This window comes from Nonomuraea sp. SBT364, assembly GCF_001083785.1.
Lineage (GTDB): Bacteria > Actinomycetota > Actinomycetes > Streptosporangiales > Streptosporangiaceae > Nonomuraea.
Genome location: NZ_LAVL01000174.1, coordinates 1 through 16,807, shown reverse-complemented (window position 1 = coordinate 16,807; position 16,807 = coordinate 1). Strand labels below are relative to the sequence as shown.

General features: G+C 73.6%; 18 protein-coding genes. 6 read left to right on the top strand and 12 right to left on the bottom strand.

From position 1 onward, the window contains the following. Positions 1 to 17 precede the first annotated feature (17 nt). A complete protein-coding gene (locus ADY59_RS40380) occupies positions 18 to 374 on the bottom strand; it encodes a VOC family protein (protein ID WP_049574432.1) in 357 nt (118 codons plus the stop codon). A 167-nt stretch (positions 375 to 541) separates the two neighbouring features. Here ADY59_RS40380 and ADY59_RS40375 point away from each other — a divergent pair, with 167 nt between their 5' ends. Further along, a complete protein-coding gene (locus ADY59_RS40375) occupies positions 542 to 3,304 on the top strand; it encodes an ATP-binding protein (protein WP_231619123.1) in 2,763 nt (920 codons plus the stop codon). A 110-nt stretch (positions 3,305 to 3,414) separates the two neighbouring features. Here ADY59_RS40375 and ADY59_RS40370 read toward each other — a convergent pair whose 3' ends face one another. Next, positions 3,415 to 4,770, bottom strand: a complete 1,356-nt coding sequence (locus tag ADY59_RS40370) for a M20/M25/M40 family metallo-hydrolase (RefSeq protein ID WP_053175598.1) — start codon at positions 4,768 to 4,770, stop codon at positions 3,415 to 3,417. Positions 4,771 to 5,002: 232 nt separating this feature from the next. Between ADY59_RS40370 and ADY59_RS40365 the strand changes: the two genes are divergently transcribed. Continuing rightward, positions 5,003 to 6,385, top strand: coding sequence for an aspartate aminotransferase family protein (locus tag ADY59_RS40365; protein ID WP_049574427.1), 1,383 nt, complete (start codon positions 5,003 to 5,005; stop codon positions 6,383 to 6,385). A gap of 62 nt (positions 6,386 to 6,447) precedes the next feature. Then, positions 6,448 to 7,563, top strand: a complete 1,116-nt coding sequence (gene ald / locus ADY59_RS40360) for an alanine dehydrogenase (protein ID WP_049574424.1) — start codon at positions 6,448 to 6,450, stop codon at positions 7,561 to 7,563. Positions 7,564 to 7,575: 12 nt separating this feature from the next. Here the strand turns inward: ald and ADY59_RS40355 are convergent, their stop codons facing one another. Together ADY59_RS40355 and ADY59_RS40350 are read right to left on the bottom strand one after the other, a co-directional pair. Further along, positions 7,576 to 8,016, bottom strand: coding sequence for a VOC family protein (locus ADY59_RS40355; protein WP_049574421.1), 441 nt, complete (start codon positions 8,014 to 8,016; stop codon positions 7,576 to 7,578). After that, positions 8,013 to 8,330 carry a PadR family transcriptional regulator gene (locus tag ADY59_RS40350; RefSeq protein ID WP_049574418.1) on the bottom strand — a complete coding sequence of 106 codons (318 nt, stop codon included), beginning with the start codon at positions 8,328 to 8,330 and terminating at the stop codon, positions 8,013 to 8,015. Before ADY59_RS40350 ends, ADY59_RS40355 begins: the two co-directional genes overlap by 4 nt. 56 nt (positions 8,331 to 8,386) lie before the next feature. On the opposite strand from ADY59_RS40350, the gene ADY59_RS40345 reads away from it, so the two are divergent. After that, entirely contained in the window at positions 8,387 to 8,755 is a 369-nt protein-coding gene (locus tag ADY59_RS40345; protein WP_049574415.1) for a VOC family protein, read from the top strand. Here ADY59_RS40345 and ADY59_RS40340 read toward each other — a convergent pair. From ADY59_RS40340 to ADY59_RS40315, 6 genes are all read right to left on the bottom strand, one after another. Next, on the bottom strand, positions 8,712 to 10,139 hold the full coding sequence (locus tag ADY59_RS40340) for a tetratricopeptide repeat protein (RefSeq protein ID WP_049574413.1): 1,428 nt from the start codon (positions 10,137 to 10,139) through the stop codon (positions 8,712 to 8,714). The genes ADY59_RS40345 and ADY59_RS40340 overlap by 44 nt on opposite strands. Positions 10,140 to 10,192: 53 nt before the next feature. Further along, a complete protein-coding gene (locus ADY59_RS40335) occupies positions 10,193 to 11,050 on the bottom strand; it encodes a sulfite exporter TauE/SafE family protein (protein WP_049574410.1) in 858 nt (285 codons plus the stop codon). A 17-nt stretch (positions 11,051 to 11,067) separates the two neighbouring features. Beyond that, positions 11,068 to 11,268 carry a hypothetical protein gene (locus ADY59_RS51950; protein ID WP_049574409.1) on the bottom strand — a complete coding sequence of 67 codons (201 nt, stop codon included), beginning with the start codon at positions 11,266 to 11,268 and terminating at the stop codon, positions 11,068 to 11,070. Between the two features lie 93 nt (positions 11,269 to 11,361). Then, entirely contained in the window at positions 11,362 to 11,607 is a 246-nt protein-coding gene (locus tag ADY59_RS40325; RefSeq protein WP_049574406.1) for an SHOCT domain-containing protein, read from the bottom strand. A gap of 116 nt (positions 11,608 to 11,723) precedes the next feature. Further along, entirely contained in the window at positions 11,724 to 12,191 is a 468-nt protein-coding gene (locus ADY59_RS40320) for a Clp protease N-terminal domain-containing protein (RefSeq protein WP_049574403.1), read from the bottom strand. An 8-nt stretch (positions 12,192 to 12,199) separates the two neighbouring features. Beyond that, on the bottom strand, positions 12,200 to 12,397 hold the full coding sequence (locus ADY59_RS40315; protein WP_197094079.1) for a hypothetical protein: 198 nt from the start codon (positions 12,395 to 12,397) through the stop codon (positions 12,200 to 12,202). A gap of 56 nt (positions 12,398 to 12,453) precedes the next feature. Between ADY59_RS40315 and ADY59_RS40310 the strand changes: the two genes are divergently transcribed. Further along, a complete protein-coding gene (locus ADY59_RS40310) occupies positions 12,454 to 13,635 on the top strand; it encodes an FAD-dependent monooxygenase (protein WP_053175593.1) in 1,182 nt (393 codons plus the stop codon). On the opposite strand, the gene ADY59_RS40305 is transcribed toward ADY59_RS40310, so the two are convergent. Next, positions 13,616 to 14,263: a response regulator gene (locus ADY59_RS40305; RefSeq protein WP_049574398.1), complete on the bottom strand. Its 648-nt coding sequence runs from the start codon at positions 14,261 to 14,263 to the stop codon at positions 13,616 to 13,618. The two genes, ADY59_RS40310 and ADY59_RS40305, sit on opposite strands and share 20 nt — an antisense overlap. Further along, positions 14,260 to 15,330, bottom strand: a complete 1,071-nt coding sequence (locus ADY59_RS40300; protein WP_063780935.1) for a sensor histidine kinase — start codon at positions 15,328 to 15,330, stop codon at positions 14,260 to 14,262. Before ADY59_RS40300 ends, ADY59_RS40305 begins: the two co-directional genes overlap by 4 nt. Before the next feature lie 137 nt (positions 15,331 to 15,467). Between ADY59_RS40300 and ADY59_RS40295 the strand changes: the two genes are divergently transcribed. Continuing rightward, the coding region (locus tag ADY59_RS40295; protein ID WP_049574434.1) for a gamma-glutamyltransferase family protein at positions 15,468 to 16,807 on the top strand (1,340 nt) is incomplete at its 3' end.

The following is a 16,807-nucleotide window of genomic DNA, read 5'->3' as shown; positions in this document are numbered from 1 at the left end:
GGGGTAGGGCGGGGGGCTCAGCGGTCCTGGATCAGCCCGAGGAGGTTGCCGTCGGGGTCGGTGACGGTGGCCACCAGGCGGCTGCCGCCGACCTCGTGCGGGGCCTCCGTCACGGTGGCCCCCGCGGCGGTCACCTCGGCGAGCTTCGCCTCGATGTCTTCCACGTGCCAGTAGGCCACCGGCGAGGTCATGCCCTGCGGTCCGCCGTCCGGCACCAGGCCGATGTGCTGGCCCTCGACGTCGAAGCCGACGTAGTAGGGCGAGTCGGCCTGCGGCGCGATGCCGAGCAGGGCCGCGTACATCGCCTTGGCCTTCGCCAGATCGGACACGGGGTGCAGCACGGTCCTGATGCCCTGGGTGGAAGAGCCGGTCATGGTCACTCCTGTCGTCGTGGGCCGCGTCGGCCCGCTGTGTTCGTACGCACAGCTTGTCGTCCGGGCCGGTGGGGCCACATCCGTGGCGACCACGGAACCGCTCCACGGATCGACGGCACGGACCGCGCACGGAGGGGATGGGGGAAACTGGGACAGTGGTGACAGAAGTGGAGATCTCACCTCGGGAAGCCGAGGTGCTGGAACTGGTCGGGGCCCATCTCAGCAACGCCGAGATCGCGGCCCGGCTGTGCATCTCGGTGCGTACCGTGGAAAGTCACGTCTCCTCGCTGTTGCGCAAGCTGGAGGTGCCGGATCGGCGGGCGCTCGCCCAGCGCGCTCCCGAGCCGGCCGGAGCCGCTCCGTCGCGTCCGGCGCCGGTTCTGCCGGCCCCGCTGACCTCGTTCGTCGGCCGGGAGAGCGAGCGGGCCGAGCTGGCCGGGATGCTCAAGGAGCTCCGTCAGGTGACCGCGGTCGGTCCCGGCGGCGTGGGCAAGACCCGGCTGGCCCTGGCCGCCGCGGCGACGGCGACCGCCGAGTACGCCGACGGGGTGTGGTTCGTCGACCTGGTCCCGGTCACCGACCCGGGCATGATCGCGACCGCGGTCGCCGGGGCGCTCGGCCTCGGCGAGCAGCCCGGCCGCGACATGACCGACTCCGTGGTCGCCGCGCTGGCCGACCGTCAGGCCCTGCTGGTGCTGGACAACTGCGAGCAGGTCGTGGACGGGGTGGCGCTGTTCCTGGAGCGGCTGCTGGCGACGTGCCCCCGGGTGACGGTGCTGGCGACCAGCCGGGCGCGGCTCATGGTGCCGTTCGAGCGGGTCTACCCGGTCCCGCCGCTGTCGCTGGCCGCCGACGGCGGTTCGGACGCGGTCGCGTTGTTCACGGAGCGGGCGGCGGCGATGGGCCGCTCGCCGGATCCCGCACTGCGCGGGCGGATCGCCTCGATCTGCGAGCGCCTGGACGGGATGGCCCTGGCGATCGAGCTGGCCGCGGCCCGGTACCCCACGCTCGGGCTGGACGGCATCAACGCCGCCCTGTCCCACCCGCTGCGGATGCTCACCGGCGGCTCCCGCGCCGACGAACGGCACCGTTCGGTGCGGGCGGCCCTGGACTGGAGCCATGCCCTGCTGGAACCCGCCGATCGGGCGCTGCTGCGCCGGGTGTCGGTGTTCGTGGCGCCGTTCACCGCCTCGGCGGCCGCGGAGGTGACCGGGTCCGAGGAGGGCCTCGTCGCCGACGGGCTGGCCCGGCTCGCCGAACAGAGCCTGCTGGTGGTGACCGCGTCGCCGGGCGGGACCGAGTACCGGGCGCTGGAGACCATCCGCCAGTACGGGACGGAGCGGCTCGCCGAGGCCGGGGAACTGGCCGACGCCCGATTCCGGCACCTTCGCTGGTGCCTGGCCAAGGCCGCCGGCCTGGCGGCTGTGGCGACGGACTGGCGGGCCCGGTTCGACCTGGTGGCCGACGACCTCCGCGCGGCCCTGGCGTGGGCGGCCGACCAGCCTGACCAGCGCGCGGACGCGTACGAGCTCGCCCGGCGCCTGGCGGAGCTGACCTTCACCCGTAACCTGACCGGCGAGTCGCAGCGGCGCTACGAGCAGGCGGCCGCGCTCGCGAGCGACCCCGCCGCCGGCGCGTCGATGCTCCGGCAGGCCGCGGCCGTGGCCGGCTGCCGGACGGTCGGGGACGACATGTACCGCCTGCGCCGCGAGGCCGCGGACGCCGCCCGCGACGCCGGTGACCACGCGGGCGCCGCCGCCGACCTGGCGTCCGCGGCCACGATCGCGTTCCGGTTCTCGACCACGTTCGTCCGGATCCCGTCCCGGGAGGAGGCGCTCGCGCTGGTCGACGAGGCGCGGGAGCCCGCCGGCGACGATCCGGCCGCGCTGGCCGCGGTGGCGCTGGCCGAGGCCGCGGTGCTCACCGACGCGTTCGGCGCCGCCCAGGGCCCGCCCGGCAACGCCGTCCCGGAGACGATCGCGCGTGTCGAGCACGCGGTCGAGCTCGCCCGCGCGACCGGCGACCCGCTCGCCGAGTCGGCCGCGCTCGACGCCCTCACCGGCGCTCAGAGCTGGGCCGGCGACACGTTCGCCACCGCCGCCACGGCCCGGCGCCGGATCACGCTCCTGTCATCCCTGCCGATCTCGCCGGCCGGCACCCACGAGCTGATCGACGCGCTCAGCATCGCCACCGAGGCCGGCCTCGGCGCGGGGGACGTGCCGGGCGCCCGCCGATGGGCGCGACGGCTGGCCGAGCACCCGTCGCTGGCGGAGGTCGGTCACCGCGCCACGTGCCGGCTGCTGATGGTCGACGCGCTGGCGGGCGACGTCGGCGAGGTGCTCACCGGCAGTGTCCGGTTCCTCGACGCGTGGCGGCGGGCGGGCAGCCCCGCCCGGTCGCTCCTGTGCCCGGCGGCGGCCGGCGTGGCGATGATCCACGGCCTGCGCGACGACCATGACGCCCTGCGCGAATGGAGGGAGGTCATGCGCCGGCTCGGCACCACGCCGGAGCGTTCCTACGGCTACGGGGCGGTCTTCGACGCGATACTCCTGCTGCACCGAGGGCAGGCGGCGGAGGCGCTGGAGCGGATGGCCCCCGAGCCCCGGCAGGTGTGGAAGTGGGTCACCTGGCTCTGGCACCACTGGTACGTCGCGCTGCGCACCGAGGCCGCCGTGCTCGCCGGGACCCCCGACGCCCGCGACCGGCTGGCCGAGGCCAGGACCGTCGTGGCCGGCAACCCGGTCGCCGATGCCCTGGTGGAGCGGGCCCAGGCGCTGCTCGACGACGACCGGGAGCGGTTGCTCGCCACGGTGGCCGCCTTCGACGCCGCCGGCTGCCGCTACCAGTCGGCGCGGACCCTGGCGCTCGCCGGCGGCGACCATGCCGCCCGCGGCGCGGCCGCGCTGGCCGATCTCGGCATCCGGAGCTGACCGGCGGGCCCCGGAAACGTGAAGGGCGGCGATCGCCGCCGCGTCGCCGCCCATCGCATCGTACGGACGCGGCCCGTACCCGGGACCCCGGGACGGGCCTGGGGATGTCCCTAGACGCCGAGCGCCGAGGGCAGGCTGAGCTCGCGCAGGAACAGGGCCTCGGTGGTGGCCACCCGGCGCAGCTCCTCCAGGTCGACGCGCTCGTTGGGGGCGTGGATGGCCGCGTCCTCGTCCTCGGCGCCGAACAGCAGGATCTCCGCCGCCGGGAACTGCTTGAGCAGCGTGTTGACCAGCGGGATGGAGCCGCCGGCGCCGACGTCGCGGGGCGGGCGGCCGAAGGCGCGCTCCATGGCCCGGTTGAGCGCGGAGCGGGCCTTGCCGCCCGAGTCGGCCTGGAAGCCGGAGCCCACCGTGAAGTCGCCGAACGACACCTGCACGCCCCACGGCGCCACCTGGCGCAGGAACTCCACGACCGCGTTGACCGTGGTCTTGGGGTCGCCGGCCGGGGGGATGCGCACGGTGACGCGGGCGCGGGCCACCGGCTGGACGGCGTTGACCGCGCCCGAGACCGTGGGCACGTCGAGCCCCGTGACGGTGATCGCGTAGGAGGCCCAGAGGCGGTCGGCCAGCGAGCCGGAGCCGACCAGGGAGACGCCGTCGACGACGCCCGCCGTCTTGCGGAACTCCGCCTCCGACGGGCCCTGGCCGAGGAAGGTGCCGCGCGGCAGGCCGGGCACGCGGATGTCGCCGTTGTCGTCGTGCAGCGCGGTCACCATGCGCATGAGCGCGGCGAGCGCGTCGGGGGCGGCGCCGCCGAACGAGCCGCTGTGCACCGCTTCGCGCAGGGTGCGCACCTCCATGGTGAAGGCCGCCATGCCGCGCAGCGACGTGGTCACCGACGGGTCGCCGACGCGCGGGTTGCCGGTGTCGGCCACCACGATGGCGTCGGCGCGCAGCAGGTCGGGGTTGCGCTCGACGAAGGACTCCAGCCGCTCGCCGGCGTATTCCTCCTGGCCCTCGATGATGACCTTGATGCCCACCGGGAAGCGGCCCTGGAACACGCGCAGCGCGGTGACGTGCGACATGATCCCGGACTTGTCGTCGGCCACGCCCCGGCCGAAGAGCTGCCCGTCGATCAGCGTGGGCTCGAACGGCGGCGTGCGCCAGGCGGCCGGGTCGCCCGCGGGCTGCACGTCGTAGTGGGCGTAAAGCAGGACCGTGGGCATGCCGGGCGGGGCGGGCGCCTCACCGTAGACGGCGGGGACGCTGCCGTCGACGGGGATCTGCTGCACGCGCGAAAGGCCGGTGCTGCGCAGCAGCTCCTCCACGGCCGCGGCCGCCGCCAGCACGGGTTCCTCGGGGTGCCCCGGGAAGGCCACGGAGGGGATGGCGGACAGGCGCCTCAGTTCCTCGACGGACTGGGGCATGGCCGCCGCGACGGCGCTCTCGATCTGGTCAGGAGTCACGGGTGGGTCCCCCGGGGTCGTTCTCGATAGTTAACGTCTCATTGGATCACACAAGGCTTCACAGTGCGTGAAACCGGATGCCCCGAGGGCTAATCTACCTGCGGATTTCGTAGCTGTTACATACCGGTTCTGCGGATCTCGGTTTTCTTGCAGAGTGTCGCGACGCATTCGCTTGGCAAAGCACAGGTGAAGATGCAGACTGTGGGGAGGCCAGACGCGAGGGAAGATAGCTATGACGCAGCCGGAAAACGACGTCCTGAAGGCCGCTCAGGACAACCTGTGGTTGCACTTCACGAGGCACAGCGCCTATCGGCAGTCCGAGGTCCCGACCATCGTTCGCGGTGAGGGCTCCTACATCTACGACATCAACGGCAAACGCTATCTCGACGGGCTGGCGGGGCTCTTCGTGGTCCAGGTCGGCCACGGGCGGGGCGAGCTGGCCGAGGCCGCCGCCAAGCAGGCCCAGGAGCTGGCGTTCTTCCCCCTGTGGTCCTACGCGCACCCGAAGGCGGCCGAGCTGGCCCAGCGCCTGGCGGCGATGACGCCGGGCGACCTCAACCGGGTGTTCTTCACCACGGGCGGCGGCGAGGCCGTCGAGACCGCCTGGAAGCTGGCCAAGCAGTATTACAAGCTGGTCGGCAAGCCGCTCAAGCACAAGGTCATCAGCCGCCAGATCGCCTACCACGGCACCCCGCAGGGCGCGCTGTCGATCACCGGCATCCCGGCCTTCAAGCAGATGTTCGAGCCGCTGGTGCCCGGCTCGGTGCGGGTGCCCAACACCAACCACTACCGCGCCGACGAGATCACCGGCGTGCCCGGCATGACGCCCGAGCAGTACGGGATCTGGGCCGCCGAGCGGGTGGCCAGGGCGATCGAGATGGAGGGCCCCGACACGGTGGCCGCCGTCTTCGCCGAGCCGGTGCAGAACGCCGGCGGCTGCTTCCCGCCGCCGCCCGGCTACTGGCAGCGGCTGCGCGAGATCTGCGACGAGTACGACGTGCTGCTCGTCTCCGACGAGGTCATCTGCGCCTTCGGCCGGCTCGGCACCATGTTCGGCGGCGACAAGTTCGACTACGTGCCCGACATCATCACCTGCGCCAAGGGCATGACCAGCGGCTACTCGCCGATCGGCGCGATGATCGCGCACGAGCGGCTGTTCGAGCCGTTCAAGAACGGCGACGAGATGTTCGCGCACGGCTACACCTTCGGCGGCCACCCGGTCTCCGCCGCCGTGGCGCTGGCCAACCTGGACATCTTCGAGCGCGAGGACCTGCTCGGCCACGTCACCAAGAACGAGCCCGTGTTCCAGGCCACGCTCGACGGCCTGAAGGACCTGCCGATCGTCGGCGACGTGCGCGGCTCCGGCTACTTCTGGGGCATCGAGCTGGTCAAGGACAAGGCCACCAAGGAGACGTTCGACGCCGAGGAGTCGGAGCGGCTGCTGCGCGGCTACCTGTCGCACGCGCTGTACGACGCCGGGCTCTACTGCCGGGCCGACGACCGCGGTGACCCCGTCATCCAGCTCGCGCCCCCGCTGATCGCCGGGCCGAAGGAGTTCGACGAGATCGGGTCGATCCTCCGCACGGTGCTCACGGAAGCGTGGGCGCGCCTGTAGAAACCCCCCATCCGGTACGGCACGCCGTACCGGATATTTTTTTCGCCGAAAGGAGCACCGCCATGAAGATCGGCGTGCCGACCGAGGTCAAGAACCACGAATACCGCGTCGCGGTCACCCCCGCGGGCGTTCACGAGCTGGTCGGCCATGGCCACAGCGTGACGGTCCAGCGCGGTGCGGGGCTCGGCTCGCACATCACGGACGAGGAATATCTGTCGGCCGGCGCGAAGATCCGCGACGGCGCCGACGCGGTCTGGGAAGAGGCCGAGCTCGTCCTCAAGGTCAAGGAGCCGATCGCCGAGGAGTACCACCGGCTGCGCGAGGGGCTGGTGCTGTTCACCTACCTGCATCTGGCGGCGTCCCGGCCGTGCACCGACGCGCTGCTGGCGGCGCGCACGACCGCCATCGCGTACGAGACCGTCCAAGCGGGCCGGGCGCTGCCGCTGCTCGCTCCCATGTCCGAGGTCGCGGGCAGGCTGGCGCCGCAGGTCGGCGCGTACAACCTGATGCGCTCCAACGGCGGCCGCGGCGTGCTGCCGGGCGGTGTGCCGGGCGTGGCCCCGGCCAAGGTCGTGGTGATCGGCGGCGGCGTCTCCGGGCTGAACGCGGCGCAGATCGCGGTCGGCATGGGCGCCGAGGTCACCGTCCTCGACACGAACGTGGACCGGCTGCGCTTCATCGACGCCGTCTACCAGGGCCGGCTGCGCACGCTGATGTCGACGGCGTACGCGATCGAGCAGGAGGTGCTGCGGGCCGACCTGGTGATCGGCGCGGTCCTGATCCCCGGCGCCAAGGCCCCGACGCTGGTCAGCAACGAGCTCGTGTCGCGGATGAAGCCCGGCTCGGTGCTCGTCGACATCGCGATCGACCAGGGCGGCTGCTTCGAGGACTCCCGGCCGACGACGCACGCCAACCCCACCTACACGGTGCACAACTCGGTCTTCTACTGCGTGGCCAACATGCCCGGCTCGGTGCCCAACACCTCCACGAACGCCCTGACCAACGCCACCCTGCCGTACGCGGTCAAGCTGGCCGACCTGGGCTGGCAGGAGGCGCTCGGCACGGACGAGACCCTGGCGGGCGGCCTCAACACGCACGCCGGCACGCTCACCAACGAGCCGGTCGCCGAGGCGCTGCGGCTGCCGTACACGCCGGTGGCCCAGGTGCTGGCCGCCTGACGTCCTGATGTCCTAGAAGTCCGGTGTGCGGTCCACGATGTCGTCGGGGGTGAGCTGCTCCCGCGCCGTGGTCACCGCCCACCGGTGCCCGAACGGGTCGCGCAGCACCCCGTAGCGCTCGCCCCAGAACATCTCGCGCACCGGCATCTCCACCTCGGCCCCGGCGGCGACGGCCCGGTCGGCCACCGCGCCGGGGTCGGCCACCTCCAGCAGGATCAGCACCGGGCTGCCGCCCAGCGTCGGCGGGGCGAGCGCGCCGAGCGCGGGGTTCTCCTCGCTCACCAGCAGCCGCCCGGCCCCGACATGCAGCTCGACGAAGAGGAGCAGGCCGTCGGGCAGCGTGTTGCGGAACACCTCGACCGCGCCGAACGCCCGCCGGTAGAAGGCGACGGCTTCCTCGGCGCCGAGCACGAACAGGTGCGGGCTGAGCCCCTGGGGTCGCAGCGACGTCATCCGATCAGCCCCGCCTCTCCGGCGGCCGCCACCAGGCGTGCCAGCAGCGCCGCCTCGTCCCTGGCCGCCCGCTCGCCCTCGGGGGTGAGCCGGTAGTAGCGCCGCCGGGCGTCGTGCGGCGCCGCCGGATCTCCTTCGTCGGACTCCTCGACCAGCCCGTCGGCGACCAGCCTGCTGATCGTCCGGTAGAGGGTGCCCGGCCCCAGCTTGACCGCCCCCTGGCTGACCTCCTCGACGAACCGCATCACCGCGTAGCCGTGGCCGGGGCCGCTGGCCAGCGCCAGCAACACGTGGAACCCGGCGGCGGTGAGCATGGTTGACACGATAGCACCACGCTGGTTATATCCGACTTGGATATAAGGAGGACGCCATGGCACTGAGCATCAGCCAGGTCACCGTCTACGTGGATGACCAGCAACGAGCGCTCGCCTTCTGGCGGGACAAGATGGGCTTCACGGTCACTTCCGACCAGCGGTACGGCGAGAACCGGTGGATCGAGGTCGAGCCGCCCGGCGGCGGCACCCGGCTCGTCATCTTCAAGGCCGCCCCCGACTGGCCCGAGCTGGCCACCGACCAGCCCAACTACGTCCTCTTCCAGGACGACGACCTCGTCGCCGCGTACGAGCGGCTGAGCGCGAACGGCGTCGAGTTCACGATGCCGCCCAAGCAGGAGCCGTGGGGCTGGTCGGCGGTGTTCACCGACGACGAGGGGCACCGCTTCCATCTCGGGCAGCGCTGACCGGCCCGAGCCGGCGCCGCAGCTCACGGGCCGTGGCCAGCACGTGCTCGATCTCGCCGGGGCTCGGCCACGGCCCGCTGCCCGGCCGCAGCAGCGTGCCGCGCACCGAGGCCAGGTGCTCGACCGCGCTGGCGTGCAGCCCGCTGCGGCCCACCAGCCAGCCGAGCACGTCGGCGTGGTCGTGCAGCGGCCTGGTCATCAGATCCCAGGTGCCGAGGATCTCGGTCAGCTCCGCCACCGACAGCCCGTGCCCGCCCCGGCGCCCGGTCGCGGCGGCGGCCAGCTCGGCGCGCGCCGCCAGCTCCGGCTCGGCCGGCCGGTCCCAGGCGGGCGGCGGGGGATCGGCCAGCCACTCCTCGGCCTCACCCGGCTTGCCCGCCGCCGTCAGCAGACCGCCCAGCTCCACGGCCGCCCGGTGATGCCCCGCCAGCGCCGCCTGACGGAACCAGTGCTGACCGCCGCCCAGGTCGCCGAACTCGGCGATGAGCAGCAGGGCGAAGTTGAACGCCGACTCCGCGTCGCCGCCCGCCGCGCCCCTGCCGAACCAGTGGCTGGCGCCCTGCGCATCGCTCAGCTCCACGCAGACGAACCCGGCCATCCGCTGGTCCTCCAGCCGCCCCGCCCCGGCGGCCTGCTCGTACCAGCCGCGGGCCGTGCGCAGGTCGCCGCGCGACAGCGCGATGGCGCCCAGCTGGGAGGCCGCGCCCGCGTGCTCGCTCTTGGCGGCCAGCCGGTAGTAGCCCTCCGCGCCCTCGGGATCGCGGCTGGCCTGCAGGAACAGGCCCAGGCAGTAGGCCGAGTCGGCGTGCCCGGCCCGGGAGGCGGACTCCCACCAGCGCACGGTCTCCTCCTCGTCGCCGCCCGAGTAGGCGAGGAAACCGGCGTCGTGCGCGGACGGCGCATCGCCGGCGGCCGCCGCGTGCCGGTGCCACTCGCGCGCCGCCTGGATCTCGCCGGCGTCCTCGCACATCAGCGCCAGCCTGCGCGCCCCGGCCCGCGACCCGGCCCTGGCCGCGCTCTCGTACCAGCTCCGCGCCATCGCGTAGTCGCCGCGCTGCTCCAGCAGGAGCGTGGCCAGGTTGACCGCCGCCTCCGCGTCGCCGGTGCCGGCCGCGCGCTCGTACCAGTTGACGGCCTCGTCCAGGCTGCCGTGCTTCTCGTGCCAGATGCCGAGGTTGTAGGCGCTGTCGATGTTGCCGCCGGCGGCGGCCCGCTCCCACCACTGCCTCGCCGACAAGCGGTCGCCGCGCTGCGCGTAGAGCCTGCCGAGCCGGTGCGCTGCCTGCGCGTCGCCCGCCTGCGCCGCCATCAGCAGCTCGGCCTCGTCTCCCACCCGTGGCGCCGGCACGGCCGGCAGCGCCACATCACCTTGCCTCCAGGCCATGGCCACAGCGTCGCACGTGATCGCCCGATTGCGAACGGTAATCGCCGAGGCCGTCAGGAGAACTTGATGAACCCTGTGAACATGCCCATCCCACAGGCGTAACGCAGTTCTCCCGGCGGCTGCGGCGGCAGCTTGACGGTGGCCGGCACCGCCAGGTCGCGCCCCGCGAACGCCACCGTCTCCGCGCACCCCCGGTCCGCCAGCTTGAACACCACCTCGACCGGGACCCCGGCGGGCGCCTCCACGGCAGCGGGCCGGTAGCCGTCGTGGGTGGCGTAGATGGTGACGGTCCGGCTCAGCGGCCGGTCCGGCCCGGCCGTCGCGGCCGCGGGCAGCCAGCCGCCCAGATTGATCCCCGCCGCGATCGTCCACAGTCCCGCCGCGATCGCCGCCACCGCCGTCACCCTGGACAGCCGGGTACGGGACACGCGCCGCAGCACGTAACCCAGCAGCGCCAGGGCGGGCGAGCTGCCGAGCACGAAGCCGGCCATCACCGCCGCGCCGGGCAGCGGCGAGCCGCTGGAGACCGCGACCAGCTCCATGCCGATCGTCACCCCGCACGGCACCAAAATCGTGGCGGCCCCGAGCAGGGGCGCGGCCATCCGGGGCAGCTCCCGCCCGCGCGGCGCGCAACCGGTGCGGCGCAGCGTCCGCACGGCGAACACGATCACCAGGACGCCCGCGGCCACCAGCAGCACCGCCCGGGCGGCGGGCGGCGGCTTGACGGCCGCGCCGATCAGCCCGAGCAACGCGCCCGCCGCCGAGTAGGAGGCGAGCCGGCCGGCCAGGAACCAGGCCACCGCCCGGTCGCGCCCCTCGGTCAGCCCGACCATCAGGCCGCCCTGCACGGCGGTGCACGAGGCGGTGCCCGCGACCAGGCCGGCGGCCAGGCCGCTGCCGAGCAGCGCCACCGCCTGCGCTGAAGTGCTCAGTGGACCAGGGCCGGCTCGTCCAGCGATCCGGCCTTGGCCGCCTCGACGATCGAGGCGAACTGGTCGAGGCTCATCTCCACCCGCTGGCCGAAGTCGTCCGTGATGACCACCTGGCGATCCTCCGGCGCCGCCGGGTCGACGAACAGCTCGGGGCAGCCGCAGCTGCACTGGCCGCAGAACCTGGCGATTGATCGCATCTCATCCCCACTTCTGGAAGAGGTCCTGTAGGAAAAGTAGCCTTCCGCGGCGAATGCGGCCAGTGACAGTTGTTTCACCGTGCGTGCCGTTTATCAGGCTCCGCCTCTGAGCACGGACATCCTTTCGAGGTACTCGTCGTCGGTCATCTCACCGCGCGCGTACCTCTCGGCGAGGATCTGCTCGGCGGGTGCGGTGGCCCGGGTCTCCGCGGGGCGTGCGCGCCGCCCCCAGACGCCCCGGCGCCAGGTCCACGCGGCCAGCGCGACGACGGCGATCCAGAACAGGCCCCAGATCATCGGGATCACGGGCCAGAAGCCCGCGTGCGCGAATGTGTTCATGTTCTCCTCCTTCGGCGTACCTCCAGGGTCGCCGCCGGAGGCTTCCGGCGAATCGGACGGCGGGCGTGTCCTGAGGTCCGCCCGGGGGAGTACGGGCCGCCCACCGGTCGTACGCCTCAGGGGGCGAGGCGGGCGCGCGCGGCGGCGCGGTCGACGGCGAGGGTGTCGATGAGCTCGGCCACCGGGTCGGGGTGGCGCTGGTCCAGGAGTGCCAGCAGGAGCTGGGCCGGGCCCGCCTGGTCGCGGTTCTTCCTGGTGGTGGCCTTGGCCGCCTGGACGATCGCGGCGCGGGCGCTGGAGGTCAGGGCGGTGCCGGACAGCGGCGGGTGCTTGCGCGGCCGGGCCCGGTCGGCGTCGCCGACGTCGATGCCGATCGCGCGCAGGGCCGCGCGGTCGAGGGTGTCGAGCGCGGCGCGGGCCGCCGCGGCGTCGACGCCGAGCGCCCGGGCCGGAGCGCCGGCCGGGTCGCGGAGCAGGCCGAGCAGGAGGTGCTCGGTGCCCATGCGGCGGTCGCCGCGCTGCCTGGCCTCGTCCTGGGCGGCCTTGATGGCCTGGCCGAACGGGCTCTTCTCCATGCCGAACATGGCGGGCCTCACTTTCCGTACTTGGCGTGCACCGATTGGCGCGACATGCCCAGGGCGTCGCCGATCTGCTCCCATGTCCAGCCCTGCTCGCGGGCGAGCCCGACCGAGACGGCCTCGACCTGCTCGGCGAGCCGGTGCAGCGCGCCGACCGCGCGCAGGCCCACGGCCGGGTCGTGGGACTTGATGCGTTCAGACAGTTCTCCCATGTCCACATCGTCAGGCTAGATTGACAGGCGCATTCTTGTCAATCTAGCCTGACAGCATGAACGATGTCGTGATCGTGGGGGCCGGGCCCGTCGGGCTGATGCTGGCGGGCGAGCTCGGGCTGGCCGCGGCGCGGGCGCTCGTGCTGGACAAGAGGCTGGAGCCGAGCGAGCTGCCCCGCGCCAACGGGCTCACCGGCCAGGCCGTCGACCTGCTGGACCAGCGGGGGCTGCTGAAGAGGTTCGGGAAAGGCAGCTCGTTCTCCGGGAAGCCGCCGCGCTTCCCGTTCGGGCCGGTGACGCTGCCGCTGGCCCGGCTGGACGTGCCGTTCCGGGCGCTGATCATCCAGCAGCCGCGCCTGGAGCGGCTGCTCGCCGAGCGCGCGGTGGAGCTGGGGGCGGAGATCAGGCGCGGCTGGGAGGTGCGCTCGCTGACCCAGGACGAGCAGGGCGTGACGCTGGCGGTGGAGGACGACCGGCAGGTGCGGGCCAGGTTCGCCGTCGGCTGCGACGGGGGCCGGAGCCCGGTCCGCCAACAGGTGGGGATCGGCTTCCCCGGCACCACCGACGACCAGGTGCTGCGGCTCGGGCACTTCCGGGGCCGGCCGGAGCTCGACGGGCTGAAGCCCGGCTGGAACGAGTTCCCGCACGGCCGCGTCCTGCTCACCTCCCTGCGGCGCGGCGTCCACGTCGTCGGCGTGCGGGAGAAGGGCGAGGCCGGGCCCGTCACCGCCGACGGCTTCCGGGCCGCGCTCCGCCGGGTGACCGGCCGCGACCTGCCGCTGGGCGAGCCGATCTGGCTGACCGCCACGGTCGCCCAGGCCCGGCTGGCCGAGCGCTACCGGGCGGGGCGGGTGTTCCTGGCGGGGGACGCCGCGCACCTGTTCCCCGCCGGCGGGTCCGCGCTCAACGTCGGGCTGACGGACGCGGCCGAACTCGCCGCGAAACTGGCCGCCCACCTGGCCGGCGCCCCCGCCCGGGTGCTGGACGCGTACGAGAGCGAGCGGCGGCCCCTGGCCGAGCGGACGCTCGCGCACACGCGCGCCCAGGCGGCGCTGGAGCGGCTGTCCGGCGAGGACGGCGCGGCCCTGCGCGACCTGCTCACCGAGGTGTTCGCGTACGAGGAGCCCGCCCGCCACCTGGCCGCGCTGCTGCACGGCTCGCGCACCCCGTACGTGCCTCCGGGGGCGGCCGGGCAGCGGCGGCGGCGGCGATTCCCGCTCAGAGCCAGCCGGGCTTGACCAGGCCGGACTCGTAGGCGATCACCACGAGCTGGGCCCGGTCGCGGGCGTGCAGCTTCATCATGGCCCGGCTCACGTGCGTCTTGGCCGTCGCCGGCGACATGAACAGCTTGGCGGCGATCTCGTCGTTGGTCATGCCGGTGCCGACCAGCGCCAAGACCTCGCGCTCGCGGTCGGTGAGCTGGTCCAGGCCGTCGGCGGCCAGCGGCTCCTTGGCGCGTGAGGCGTACTCGGCGATCAGGCGGCGGGTCACGCTGGGGGAGAGCAGCGCCTCCCCGGCCGCCACCACCCGCACGGCCTGGATCAGCTCGGCCGGCTCGGTGTCCTTGACCAGGAAGCCGCTGGCGCCGCCGCGCAGCGCCTCGAAGACGTACTCGTCCAGCTCGAACGTCGTCAGGATGACGATGCGCGGGCCCTCCGGCATCTGCCTGGTGGCCGTGAGGCCGTCCATGCCCGGCATCCGGATGTCCATCAGCACCACGTCCGGCCGGTGCTCGGCGGCCAGCCGGACCGCCTCGGCGCCGTCGGCCGCCTCGGCCACCACCGACATGTCCGGCTGGGCGTTCAGCAGCGCCTTGAACCCGGCCCGCACGAGCGCCTGGTCGTCGGCCAGCAGCAGTTTGATCATCGATCCTCCTGGGGTAGGGGCAGCCGGGCCGAGACCTGGAAGCCGTCGCCGGACGGTCCGGCCACCAGCGTGCCGCCCAGGGCCGAGGCCCGCTCGCGCATGCCCGGGATGCCGTTGCCGCTGCCCTCCTCGGACAGTGCGCCCGGCGTGGTCGCCCCGGTGTCGGTGACGCTGACGGTCAGCTCGTCCGCGCCGTACTCCAGCCGGACCGCCACCCGCGAGCCGGGCGCGTGGCGGGCGGCGTTGGTCAGCGACTCCTGGACGATCCGGTACGCGGCCCGCTCGACCTGGAGCGGCAGCGGGCGCGAGCCGACCCGCTTGATCGTCACGTCCAGGCCGCTCCGCTCGGCCAGGTCGTCGAGCCGGTCGAGCCCGGCGGTGGGGGAGCGCGGGGCGCCCTCGCGCAGCACGCTCAGCACCGAGCGCATCTCGCCGAGCACCTCCTTGGAGGCGGCCTTGATCGTGGTCAGCGCGGTGCGGGCCTGCTCGGGCTGGTCGTCGATGAGGTGCAGCGCGGTCGAGGCCTGCACGTGGATGAGCGAGATGTTGTGCGCCAGCACGTCGTGCAGCTCCTGGGCCATGGTCAGCCGCTCCTCGCTGGCCTGGCGCCTGGTCTCCTCGTCGGCGGCCCGCTGCTGCTGGGCGCGGCGCTCGCGCCAGATCCGGGTGAGCTCGGCGATCACCATGACCAGCGTGATGAACGCGGTGACGGCCAGGTCGTGGAAGAGCCCGAGCGACAGCTGGCTGCCGAGATACCCGTAGGCGATGAAGACCGCGAGCGTGACCCCCGCCATGATCCAGGCCACCAGCCGCAACCCCTGCGTGACCAGGCAGAACAGCAGGATGGCGGGCGCGAAATAGACGGGCCCGAGCGGGTAGTCGAGCCACGTGTAGACGTAGGTCGCCATCAGGGCGACGGCCGAGGCCACGACCGGGAACTTCCGGCGGAACAGGATCGCCGCGGGGCCGATCAGCAGCAGCACGTAGGCCACCGCGTCGAGCGGCTCCCTGAACTCCCGCTGTCCCCAGGCCGCCCCCTGCGAGAGCACCACCTGAGCGACCGCCATGATCAACGCTAGGTACGGATCGAACCCGGACTTCTTGCCCACACCCCCCACGCTAGGCCCCGCTGATGACCATCGCATCCTCCGGGTGTGGCAGGGGGCCCTACCACGATGGGCGTACCTGGGCCATGGTGGACACCATGCGCCGAGTGATCGTTCCCGCAGCAGCAGTCCTCGTCTCGCTGGCCCCCGCCGCACCGGCCGTGGCCGCGCACCATCCGCCCCAGCAGAAGGTCCCCGTCGCCGAGGGATACGGCGGCGCCGTCGCCACCGTCGACCTCGACGCCAGCCGGGCGGCCGTCGCCGTCCTCAGGAGTGGCGGCAACGCCATGGACGCCGCCGTCGCCGCGGGCGCCGTGCTCGGCGTGACCGAGCCGTACTCCGCCGGCCTGGCCGGCGGCGGCTTCATGGTCTACTACGACGCCAGGAGGCGCCAGGTCCACACCCTCGACGGCCGCGAGACCGCCCCGCGCGCCATGACCGCGACCAGCCTGGAGGGCATCCCGTTCGAGGAGGCCGTCACCAGCGGCCTGTCGGCCGGCGTCCCCGGCGCGGTCGCCCAGTGGGACCTCGCCCTGCGCAGGTTCGGCACGCTGTCGCTGAGACAGGCGCTCCGGCCCGCGATCGAGGTGGCCTCGAAGGGCTTCGTCGTCGACCAGACCTTCCACGACCAGACCGCCCAGAACGCCGCCCGGTTCAAGGACTTCACCTCCACGGCCGCGCTCTACCTGCCCGGCGGCGCGCCACCTCCGGTCGGCTCCGTCTTCCGCAACCCCGACCTCGCCGACACCTACCGCGAGCTGGGCCGGCGCGGCCCCGGCTGGCTGTACGGCGGGCGGCTCGGCAGCGAGATCCTGGCCACGGTCAAGCGGCCCCCGGTAACCCCCGGCTCGACGCGCGACGTGCGGCCCGGGCTCATGGAGGAGGGCGACCTGCGCGCCTACCGGGCGCTGCTGCGCGAGCCGACGCGCGTCGGCTACCGCGGCCTGACCGTGTACGGCATGGCGCCCCCGTCGTCCGGCGGCTCGACCGTCGGGGAGGCGCTCAACATCCTCGACGCGCTGCCCGAGGTCGGCCGGCACGAATACCTGGAGGCGTCCCGGCTGGCCTTCGCCGACCGCAACGCCTACGTCGGCGACCTCCCCGGCGTGCCGCTGCGCCAGCTCCTGTCGGACGGCTTCGCCAAGGAACGCGCCTGCCTGATCGGCGACCGCGCGATCACCCATCCGGCCGCGCCCGGCAGCCCCGACGGCGAGTACGGGCCCTGCGCCACGCCGTCCGGCACCGCCACCGCGACAGCCGCCGAAGGGCCCGAGACCACCCACCTCGTGGTCGCCGACCGGTGGGGCAACGTCGTCGCCTACAACCTCACGATCGAGTCCACCGGCGGCAACGGCATCGTGGTGCCCGGCCGGGGCTTCCTGCTCAACAACGAGCTGACCGACTTCACCTTCGGCCCCGCCCCCGGCGACCCCAACCT

Coding starts and splice junctions, on each gene's coding strand:
- ADY59_RS40380 (WP_049574432.1), bottom strand. CDS start 374: ATGACCGGCTCTTCCACCCAGGGCATCAGGACCGTGCTGCACCCCGTG.
- ADY59_RS40365 (WP_049574427.1), top strand. CDS start 5,003: ATGACGCAGCCGGAAAACGACGTCCTGAAGGCCGCTCAGGACAACCTG.
- ald (WP_049574424.1), top strand. CDS start 6,448: ATGAAGATCGGCGTGCCGACCGAGGTCAAGAACCACGAATACCGCGTC.
- ADY59_RS40355 (WP_049574421.1), bottom strand. CDS start 8,016: ATGACGTCGCTGCGACCCCAGGGGCTCAGCCCGCACCTGTTCGTGCTC.
- ADY59_RS40350 (WP_049574418.1), bottom strand. CDS start 8,330: ATGCTCACCGCCGCCGGGTTCCACGTGTTGCTGGCGCTGGCCAGCGGC.
- ADY59_RS40345 (WP_049574415.1), top strand. CDS start 8,387: ATGGCACTGAGCATCAGCCAGGTCACCGTCTACGTGGATGACCAGCAA.
- ADY59_RS40340 (WP_049574413.1), bottom strand. CDS start 10,139: ATGGCCTGGAGGCAAGGTGATGTGGCGCTGCCGGCCGTGCCGGCGCCA.
- ADY59_RS51950 (WP_049574409.1), bottom strand. CDS start 11,268: ATGCGATCAATCGCCAGGTTCTGCGGCCAGTGCAGCTGCGGCTGCCCC.
- ADY59_RS40325 (WP_049574406.1), bottom strand. CDS start 11,607: ATGAACACATTCGCGCACGCGGGCTTCTGGCCCGTGATCCCGATGATC.
- ADY59_RS40320 (WP_049574403.1), bottom strand. CDS start 12,191: ATGTTCGGCATGGAGAAGAGCCCGTTCGGCCAGGCCATCAAGGCCGCC.
- ADY59_RS40315 (WP_197094079.1), bottom strand. CDS start 12,397: ATGGGAGAACTGTCTGAACGCATCAAGTCCCACGACCCGGCCGTGGGC.
- ADY59_RS40310 (WP_053175593.1), top strand. CDS start 12,454: ATGAACGATGTCGTGATCGTGGGGGCCGGGCCCGTCGGGCTGATGCTG.
- ADY59_RS40305 (WP_049574398.1), bottom strand. CDS start 14,263: ATGATCAAACTGCTGCTGGCCGACGACCAGGCGCTCGTGCGGGCCGGG.
- ADY59_RS40300 (WP_063780935.1), bottom strand. CDS start 15,330: ATGGCGGTCGCTCAGGTGGTGCTCTCGCAGGGGGCGGCCTGGGGACAG.